The organism is Falsiroseomonas algicola (assembly GCF_011040385.1).
Lineage (GTDB): Bacteria > Pseudomonadota > Alphaproteobacteria > Acetobacterales > Acetobacteraceae > Falsiroseomonas > Falsiroseomonas algicola.
Window position 1 is genome coordinate 759,340 of the sequence record NZ_JAAIKB010000002.1, and the last position, 9,424, is coordinate 768,763.

At 71.7% G+C, this 9,424-nt stretch carries 6 protein-coding genes; 5 read left to right on the forward strand and 1 reads right to left on the reverse strand.

All coding sequences use genetic code 11. From position 1 onward, the window contains the following. The first annotated feature begins 28 nt into the window (after positions 1-28). The 3 genes from G3576_RS08630 to G3576_RS08640 all read left to right on the forward strand — a co-directional run bounded on the left by G3576_RS08630 (position 29) and on the right by G3576_RS08640 (position 5,902). Positions 29-2,338 carry a molybdopterin-dependent oxidoreductase gene (locus G3576_RS08630; protein WP_164693937.1) on the forward strand — a complete coding sequence of 770 codons (2,310 nt, stop codon included), beginning with the start codon at positions 29-31 and terminating at the stop codon, positions 2,336-2,338. Further along, complete coding sequence (locus tag G3576_RS08635) at positions 2,335-3,906, forward strand: PhoX family protein (RefSeq protein WP_164693938.1); 1,572 nt, start codon at positions 2,335-2,337, stop codon at positions 3,904-3,906. The genes G3576_RS08630 and G3576_RS08635 overlap by 4 nt, the downstream gene beginning before the upstream one ends. A 67-nt stretch (positions 3,907-3,973) precedes the next feature. After that, entirely contained in the window at positions 3,974-5,902 is a 1,929-nt protein-coding gene (locus tag G3576_RS08640; protein ID WP_164693939.1) for a PhoX family protein, read from the forward strand. Positions 5,903-6,099: 197 nt separating this feature from the next. Here the strand turns inward: G3576_RS08640 and G3576_RS08645 are convergent, their stop codons facing one another. Then, a complete protein-coding gene (locus G3576_RS08645; protein WP_164693940.1) occupies positions 6,100-7,098 on the reverse strand; it encodes a Bug family tripartite tricarboxylate transporter substrate binding protein in 999 nt (332 codons plus the stop codon). Positions 7,099-7,261: 163 nt separating this feature from the next. Between G3576_RS08645 and G3576_RS08650 the strand changes: the two genes are divergently transcribed. Both G3576_RS08650 and G3576_RS08655 read left to right on the forward strand, forming a co-directional pair. Beyond that, positions 7,262-8,803, forward strand: a complete 1,542-nt coding sequence (locus tag G3576_RS08650) for an MDR family MFS transporter (protein WP_328728708.1) — start codon at positions 7,262-7,264, stop codon at positions 8,801-8,803. A gap of 58 nt (positions 8,804-8,861) precedes the next feature. After that, on the forward strand, positions 8,862-9,350 hold the full coding sequence (locus tag G3576_RS08655) for a DUF3597 domain-containing protein (RefSeq protein ID WP_164693942.1): 489 nt from the start codon (positions 8,862-8,864) through the stop codon (positions 9,348-9,350). The last annotated feature ends 74 nt before the right edge of the window (positions 9,351-9,424 follow it).

Consider the following 9,424-nt stretch of genomic DNA (forward strand, 5'->3'; position numbering starts at 1 on the left):
GCGCCCCCTGGGCGGCCGGAGAGTTCACATGACCGAGATCAAGCCGCACGGCTCCCATTGGGGTTCCTTCGATGCCGTGGTGGAGAATGGCCGCCTGGTGCAGGCGCGGCCCTTCGCGCGGGATCCCTTTCCGGGGTCGCTGCTGGAATCGATGCCGGAAGCCGTGCATGGGAAGGCGCGCATCGACCGGCCCTATGTCCGCGCCGGCTGGCTGCGTGGCGAAAGGCGCGGGTCGTCCCGTGGTGGCGACGATTTCGTGCCCATGGGCTGGGACCAGGTGATCCGGCTGGTCGCGGAGGAAGCCGCGCGGGTGCGGACGGAACACGGCCATGCCTCGATCCTCGGCGGGTCCTATGGCTGGTCCTCGGCCGGGCGCTACCACCATGCGCGGACGCAACTGCACCGCTACCTCGGCCAGGCCGGCGGCTTCACCGCGCAGGTGACGAACTACTCCTACGGCGCGGGCATGACGCTGATGCCGCATATCCTGGGGACCAACGAGGTCATCCAGGGCCCGGTCACGGATTGGGCCAGCATCCGCAAGCATGCGAAGCTCATGCTCTGCTTCGGCGGCCTGCCGCTGAAGAACGGGCTGGTGACCTCGGGCGGCGCGGGCGGGCATGAATATGTGCCGCTGATGAAGGCAGCCGCGGCGGCGGGCGTGCGCTTCGTCAACATCTCCCCCTTCAAGGGCGATGTCGGCGATTTCCTGGGCGCGGAATGGGTGCCGATCCGGCCGAACACCGACGCCGCCATGATGTTCGCCATGGCCCATGTGCTGATCGAGGCGGGGCGGGAGGATGCGGATTTCCTCGCGCGCTGCACCGTCGGCTACGACCGCTTCCGGGACTATGTGCTGGGCGTCGCCGACGGCGTCGCCAAGACGCCGGAATGGGCGGCGGCCATCACGGAGGTGCCGGCCGAGACCATCCGGCGCCTGGCGCTGGAAGCCGCCGGCAGCCCCACCATGTGCACCGCCACCTGGTCCATCCAGCGCGCGGAGCACGGGGAGCAGCCCTGGTGGGCGCTCATCGCCTTCGCGGCGATGCTGGGCGGCATCGGCAAGCCGGGGCGGGGGATCGCCTTCGGCTATGGCTCCATGAACGGGATGGGGACGCCGCGGCACGAGGTGCCCTCCGTCGCCGGCCCCGCCGTGCGCAACCCCTGCGGCGCCTATATCCCGGTCGCCCGGGTGACGGAGCTGCTGGAGCGGCCGGGCGAGATCCTGCAATACAATGGCCGTGACCTGCTGCTGCCCGACATCCGCCTGATCTGGTGGGCCGGCGGCAATCCCTTCCACCACCACCAGGATCTGGGCCGCCTGCTGCGCGCCTGGAACCGGGCGGATACCGTCGTGGTGCAGGAACCCTGGTGGACCGCGGTCGCGCGCCACGCGGACATCGTGCTGCCGGCGACGACGACGCTGGAGCGCAACGACATCGGTTCTGCGTCGCGGGACCGCTATGTCCGCGCCATGCACCAGGCCGTGCCGCCACAGGGCCAGGCGCGGAACGATGTCGACATCTTCGCCGACCTCGCCGATGCCGCGGGCTTCCGCGCGCAGTTCACGGAACAGCGGGATGAGGGGGCGTGGCTCCGCCACCTCTATGGCCGCTGGCGCCAGGCCTGCGCGACCCACGGGATCGAGGTGCCGGATTTCGAGCGTTTCTGGGCCGAGGGCTTCGTCGAGATCCCCGCGCCGGAACAGGACTACGTGCAGTTCGCGGAATTCGCGGCGGACCCGGAGGCCAACCCGCTCAACACCCCCTCCGGCAAGGTCGAGATCTTCTCCGAGACCGTTGCGTCCTTCGGCTATGCCGAGACGCCGGGCCATGCGGTGTGGATGGAGCCCACGGAATACCTCGGCTCCCCGCTGGCGCAGACATTCCCGCTGCACATGCTGTCCTTCCAGCCCGCCACGCGGCTGCACGGCCAGCTGGATAGCGGCCCGGTCGCGGCGGCGGACAAGATCCAGGGGCGGGAGCCCATCCGCATGAACCCGGCCGATGCGGCGGCGCGGGGGCTGCGCGATGGGCAGGTCGTGCGCGTCTTCAACGCCCGCGGCGCCGTGGCGGCGGGGCTGCGCGTGACGGAGGAGATCAGGCCCGGCGTGGTGGCCATGGCGACGGGCGCCTGGTGGAACCCCGCCAGGCCCGGCGCGACCGACGCCGCCTGCGTCCACGGCAATGCCAATGTGCTGACGGCGGATATCGGGACCTCGCGGCTCGGCCAGGGTTCCGCCGCGCAATCCTGCCTGGTGGAGATCGAGGCCTGGCCCGGCGAGCCGCCGCCGGTGACCGTGCATGCGCCGCCTGCTGGGGCCACCGCGCTGTCATGATCGGCCGCCGCCTGCTGCTGGCCACGCCGGCGCTGCTGAGCCTGCCGGCGGTGGCGCAGGTCACGACGCTCGACCTGCCCGCCACGGTGCTGCCGGTGCGCCCCGATGACTGGGTGGCGCCGGGCCATCGGCGGGACGTGCTGGTGCGCTGGGGCGACCGCGTGACCTTCGATGCCGCGCCCTGGGACCCGCGCAACCCGACCGCCGATGGGGTTTCCGGCCAGTTCGGCTGGGATGCCCGGCTGGCGGGCATCGTGGCGCCGCCGATGGGCGCCGATGGCGTGGCGCGGCTGGTCGTGGCGGTGGTGCACCCGGAGGTCGATCCCGCCATGGCCTTCCCGGGCGGGCGGGACCGGCCGGCGGTGGCGGCGGCGATGTCGGGGGCCTCGCTGCTCAACCTGGAACGCCAAAGCGGGCGCTGGGTGCTGGTGGATGGCGGCTTCCAGAGCCGCCGCCTCGGCACCACCACCCTCTGCCGCATGGGCGGGCCGGTGCAGCTCGGCGGCGGCGTGGTCGGGCTGCTGGGGCCGGTCGCGGGGACGGCGACGCCCTGGGGGACGCTGCTGCTGGCGGAGCAGGACCCGGCCTCCTGGCTCGCAAGGCTGCAGGACCTGGATGCGCGGTTCCGGGATGGCCGGCATTTCGGCTGGGTGGCGGAGGTCGATCCGCTCGATCCGCAGAGCGTGCCGGTGAAGCGCGGCGCGCTGGGGCGGATCGGCGCGCAGGCGGTGGCGGCGACGGTCGCGGATGATGGCCGCGCGGTCGTGTTCCTCGCGGATGGAAGGCCGATGGGCTTCCTCTACCGCTTCGTCTCGGCGGGGAAGGCGATGGAGGGCGAGGCGCTGGAAGCCGGGCAGCTGGCCGTGGCGCGGGCGGAGGGCGAGGCGATCACCTGGCGGCCGCTGGCCGAGGGCGCGCTGCTGAACCCGGCCGGGGCCGCCGAGGCCGCGGGGGCCACGCCCTTCGACACGCCGGCGGCGCTGGCCATGGACCCTCGGCGGCAACGCCTGCTGCTGGCCTGCCGCGCCGGCACCACGCGCGGCGAGGCGCGGGTGGATGCGCTGAACCCGCGGCCGGGCGCGCATCCGGGGCATGTCATCGAGATCACCGGCGACCCCGCCGGGGCGCGCATGGCGGCGCGAATCCTGTTCCTGGCGGGCGATGGCCCCGAGGGCGGGCGCTATGGCCGCGACATGCCGGCCAACACGGCGGTGCCGCGGAACCCCGCGACCCTGGCGGTGGACCAGCGCGGGCGATGCTGGGTCGGCACGGATCGCGCCGGGCGGCCGGGCGCGGCGCCCGACATCGCCTTCGCCTGCGACCTCGACGGACCCGGCCGGGCGGTGCCGCTGCCGATCCATGCGGCGCCGCGGGGTGGCGCCATCGGTGGCGCGGCGCCGACGCCGGAGGGCGATTCGCTGCTGCTGGTGGTGCGCACGCCGGGCGCCGAGCCCGGCGCCAGCTTCGACCGTCCGGCGACCCGCTGGCCCGCCTTCGACAACCGCCTGCCGCCGCGATCCGCGCTGCTGACCCTGACGCGCAACGCCGGTGGTTCCATCGGGGGTTGATGCTTGACGGCGCCGTGAGGGACGCGCCCCATTGTGACAGTTCAATGACACGATGGGGGATGCGGCCATGGATGACGAGATCGAGCTCGAGGATATCGGCAGCAATCCGGCCCCCGGCCGCGCGATCGCCGAGATCATCGCCGCGCGGCTGACGCGGCGGGCCGCGCTCGGTGCCGCGGCGGCGCTGGCGGCCACGCCGGTGGCGGCGCAGCCCCTGCGGGTGCCGGAGCGCGGCGGGCCCTCCACCCTGACCTTCCCGGAACTGCGCCATCAGCTCAGCCAGAACCATGCGGTGGCGGAGGGGTATGAGGCGCAGACCGTGATCCGCTGGGGCGACCCGGTGCTGGCGGGCGCGCCCGCCTACGACCCCATGGCGCAGACCGCGGAGGGGCAGGCCAGGCAGTTCGGCTACAACTGCGACTTCCTCGACTACTGGCCGCTGCCGGCGGGCAGCCGCAACAGCGAGCACGGGCTGCTCTGCGTGAACCACGAATACACCAACACCAACCTCATGTTCGCCGGCATCGGCGAGGGTCGCGCCGCGCGCGGCCGCACCACGGCGGCGCAGGCGGCCGTGGAGATCGAGGCGCATGGCATGAGCGTCGTCGAGGTGCGGAAGGAGAACGGCACCTGGAAGGCCGTGCCGGGCGGCGCGATGAACCGGCGCATCACCATGAACACGCCGATGCGTATCAGCGGGCCGGCGGCGGGGCATGCGCGGCTGAAGACGAATGCGGACCCGACCGGCACGCGGGTGCTCGGCACGCTGAACAATTGCGCGGGCGGCAACACGCCCTGGGGCACCGTCATCACCGCGGAGGAGAACTTCAACAACTACTTCGGCGGCGCCGCGGCGACCGCGGGCGCGGAGGCCGCCGCCTATCGCCGCTACGGCATCATCCCGGCGCCGAGCTACGCCTGGCACCGGCACTTCGAACGCTTCAACCTCGACCGCGAACCCAACGAGCCGAACCGCTTCGGCTGGGTGGTCGAATACGATCCCTATGATCCCACCAGCCTTCCCGTGAAGCGCACGGCGCTCGGCCGCATCAAGCATGAGGGCGCGACGCATGCGATCGGCAGCGACGGGCGCGTGGCCTTCTACATGGGCGATGATGAGCGCTTCGAATACCTCTACAAATTCGTCACCGCGCGCCCCTTCAATCCCAACGATCGCGCCGCCAATCGCGACCTGATGGATGAGGGCACGCTGTATGTGGCGAAGTTCGAGGCGCAGGGCCTCATGCGCTGGCTCGCGCTGACGCATGGCGAGGGGCCGCTGAATGCGGCGAATGGCTTCCACAGCCAGGCGGATGTGCTGATCGAGGCGCGGCGCGCCGCCGATCTGCTGGGCGCCACACCGATGGACCGGCCGGAGGATGTGGAGACCAACAAGGTCAATGGCCGCGTCTATGTCATGCTCACGAACAATGCCCGCCGCACCGCGCAGCAGGCGGGTCCTGGCAACCCGCGCGCCAACAACGTCCATGGCCATGTGCTGGAGGTGATCCATCCCGGCGCCGGCACGGGCCGTGTCGATCACTCCGCCACCGAGGCGCGGTGGGAGGTGTTCATCGCGGCGGGCAAGCCTGGTGTCGATCCCGGGACGCAGTATCACCGCGCGACGAGCGACAGCGGCTGGCTGTCCTGCCCGGACAACATCGCCTTCGACAGCAAGGGCCGCGCCTGGATCGCGACCGATGGCGGGCCGGAATTCGCGGGCATCGCGGATGGCATCTGGGCCGCGGACACCAGCGGGCATGGCCGCGCGCTGACACGCTGCTTCTACCAGGCGCCGACGGGGGCGGAGGTCTGCGGCCCCTGCTTCACGCCGGATGACCGGACGCTGTTCCTCTCGATCCAGCATCCCGGGGAGGATACGGGCAGCACCTATGAGAGCCCCTCCACCCGCTGGCCGGATTTCGAGGCGGGGCGGCCGCCGAGGCCTTCCGTGATCGCCATCGTGAAGCGCGACGGGGGCGAGATCGGCAGCTGAACGCGCGTTCAGGGAATGTTTTAGGAAATACTGTGACTTTAGTCCTTTTAGGACATTTAGCACCGTTTTCGCGCGCTGCTGGCGACGGTCCAGGGCCGGCTCGGCCCTGGTGGGTGGGGCGCGGGGAGGGCAAAGCCCTCCCTGCATCACGGGCGATGATCCAAGGAATATAGTCCTTTGAATGCCCCGGGCGCAAGCTATTCCAGCTTGATCCCCTTCTCCCGCACCACCGCGCTCCAGCGTTCCAGGTCGCTGTCCATGACCGCGCGCAGCGCCGCGCCGTCCCCGGCCACGGGGGTGGCGCCCTGCTGGACGAAGCGGGCGCGGTTCTCGGGGTTGGCCAGCACCTTGTCGCATTCCGCCTTGATGGCGGAGACGAGGGCCGGGTCCATGCCCCGCGGCCCGAGCAGGCCGTACCAGAAGGAATAGGTGAAGTCGAAGCCCTGTTCCTTGGCGGTCGCGACGTCCGGCAGGCTCGGGATGCGGCCGCCGGTGGTGCCGATGGCGATGGCGCGGGCGCGGCCATCGGCGATGGCGCCCATCACGGTGGCGGGGGCCGCGATCAGCAGCCCGATCCGCCCGGCCAGCAGATCCGCGAAGGCCGGGCCCATGCCGCGATAGGGCACGTGCGTCATGCGGATGGCGGCGATGTCCTGCAGGTATTCGGTGTAGAGATGGGGCGAGGATCCGGCGCCCATGGAGCCGTAGAAATTGGCATCCGCCGGCTTGCCGCGGACCATGTCCACGTATTCGCGCAGCGTCCGCACCGGGGAGGCCGCGGGCACGACGAAGACGGTGGGGTAGTCCACAAGCAGGGAGACCGGCGTGAAATCCTGCCGGATGTCGAAGCCGAGATTGGGGTAGAGCGGCGGCGCGGTGGCCAGCGAATTGTCGGTCAGCAGCAGGGTCGTGCCGTCATTCGCGCTGCGGACGACGTTGGTCCAGCCGACCACGCCGCCGCCGCCGCTGCGATTGTCCACCACGAAATTGCCGCCGGTCTGCGCCGCCAGGGCCTGGGCGTAGAGGCGGGCGACGAAATCCGTGGTGCCGCCGGGCGGGTAGGTGATGACAATGCGGACCTGGCGGTTGCCGGGCCATGGATTGCCCTGGGCCGCCCCTTGCTGGGCCAAGGCGGGCGTGGCGAGCAGGGATGCCCCCAGGGGCAGGCCCGCGGCCAGCAGCGTGCGTCGTTGCATGGGTTTTCCTCCCGTGGCGCCGGATGGGTCCGGTCTCACGAAAGGGAATCCTATCGCAGGCTTAACCCGCGCGTCACCCGTGGCACGGAACGCGCCGGCCGCGCGGGCTTTCACCCGCCTCCGGCTTCCGATAGCCATGGCGGGCCGCTCCAAAGGAATCGTGGTGAACGAGACAAGCAGGCCGGCGCCTCCGGCCGAGGCCCCGCTGACGGAGGCCCGGCCGCCCGTGCCGCCGGCGCAGTTGCGGATCGTGCTGGCGGGTGCGCTGCTGGCCATGCTGCTGGCGGCGCTGGACCAGAACATCGTCAATACCGCGCTGCCGCGCATGGCCGCGGACCTCGGCGGGATGGCGCATCTGTCCTGGGTGGTCACGGCCTTCATGCTGACCTCCACCACGACGACGCCGCTCTACGGCAAGATGTCGGACCTCTATGGCAGGCGGGCGCTGTTCTTCATCGCGATCTTCCTGTTCCTGGGCGGATCGATCATGTCCGGCGCTTCGCAATCCATGGGGCAGCTGATCGGCTTCCGCGCGCTGCAGGGGCTGGGGGCCGGCGGGCTGATGGTGCTGGCGCAGGCGATGGTGGCGGATGTCGTGCCGCCGCGGCAGCGGCCGCGCTACCAGGGACTGTTCAGCGGCACCTTCGGCCTGGCGAGCGTCGCCGGCCCGCTGGTCGGCGGCTTCATCACCCAGACGCTGTCCTGGCGCTGGGTCTTCTACGTCAACGTCCCGATCGGCGTGCTGGCGCTGGTGATGCTGGCGATCGGGTTGCGGAAGAAGGCGCCGGGCGTGGCGCGGCCGGTGGATCACCTCGGCGCGCTTCTGCTGGCGGCCGCCACGGCGATGCTGCTGCTGCTGCTGGCCTGGGGCGGCACGGAGTTCCCCTGGGCGTCCTGGCAGACCGCCGCCATGGCGGGCGGGACGGTCGGCCTGGCGGGCCTGTTCCTGTGGCGGGAGGCGGTGGCGCCGGAGCCTCTGATCCGCCTGCCCCTGTTCCGCAACCCCGTCTTCGCGCGCGGCGTGGCGGTGGGCGGCATGATGGTCTTCGCCATGATGGGATCGACGGTGTTCCTGCCGCTCTATTTCCAGCTGGTGCTGGGCATGGCGCCGGCGGAGGCGGGGGCGATGCTGGTGCCGCAGGTCGGCGGCATGCTGCTGACCTCCATCCTGGGCGGGCGGATCGTAGCGAAGGTCGGCCGGACCAAGCCCTTCCTGCTGCTGGCGCTGGGGCTGGAGGCGGCGGCGCTGGCCTCGCTCGGGCTGTTTGCCTGGCTGGCGGCGCCGGCCTGGGTGTTCCTGATTTCCCTGCTGACGCTGGGGCTCGGCATGGGCATGGGCATGCCGAACCTGACCACGGCAGTGCAGAATGCGGTGGACCATCGGGAGGTGGGGGCGGCGACGGGGACCATGGCCTTCCTGCGGTCGCTCGGCGGTGCGCTCGGCGTCGCGACATCGGGCACCATCATGGCGCATAGCCTGGCGATCACGGCGGCGGGGCAGGGGAAGAGCCTGGCGCAGCTGACGCAGCAGGCGGCGCAGGCCGTGACGGCGGCGGAGGCGGGGGCAATGGCGCTGGCCTATCGCACGGCGCTGACGGGCTGCTTCGCGCTGAGCGGGGTGGTGATGACGGCGGCGTTGCTGATCACGCTGGGACTGCCGGAGCGGACGCTGCGCAACCGGGTGGATGACGAGGTGCGGGGGTAGGCGGAACGCCGGGCGGCGGGCGCCGTTGGGGCTGCTCCAACGGGCAGGGTCAGCGGCCATGAGCATCTTCGGCGACATCGTCTCCCGCGTGTTCCGCGGCAGCACCCTCGGCCCGAAGCCGGCGGAGGCGCGGCCGGCCAGCGAACAGGGCAGCATGCCGGCGGCGGAACCGGCGCATGAGGCACGCTCCGCGCCATCGCCCGCTGCCATGCCGGGGACGGCAGGGATGCCGGGCGCCGCGATGCCGACGCCGCCCATGCCGGGTGGCGGGGCGCCGGGCGCGGGAGCGCCGGTCGATGTGGAGGCGGTGCTGACGGGGCTGGAGGCGCAGGCCGGGCAGACGCTGAACTGGCGGAGCTCCATCGTGGACCTGATGAAGCTGCTCGACATCGACAGCAGCCTGACCTCGCGGAAGGAGCTGGCGCGGGAACTCGGCTATGGCGGCGCGCTGGATGGCAGCGCGGAGATAAACATCTGGCTGCACCGCGCGGTGATGCGGCAGCTTGCGGAGAATGGCGGCCGGGTGCCGGACAGCCTGCGGGACTGAGCGACTGTGTTGGTCGTCAAGCGGGTTTTGCGTCCCATGGCTTTCCGGTTCGGATGATGGCGTTGAGGATGGTG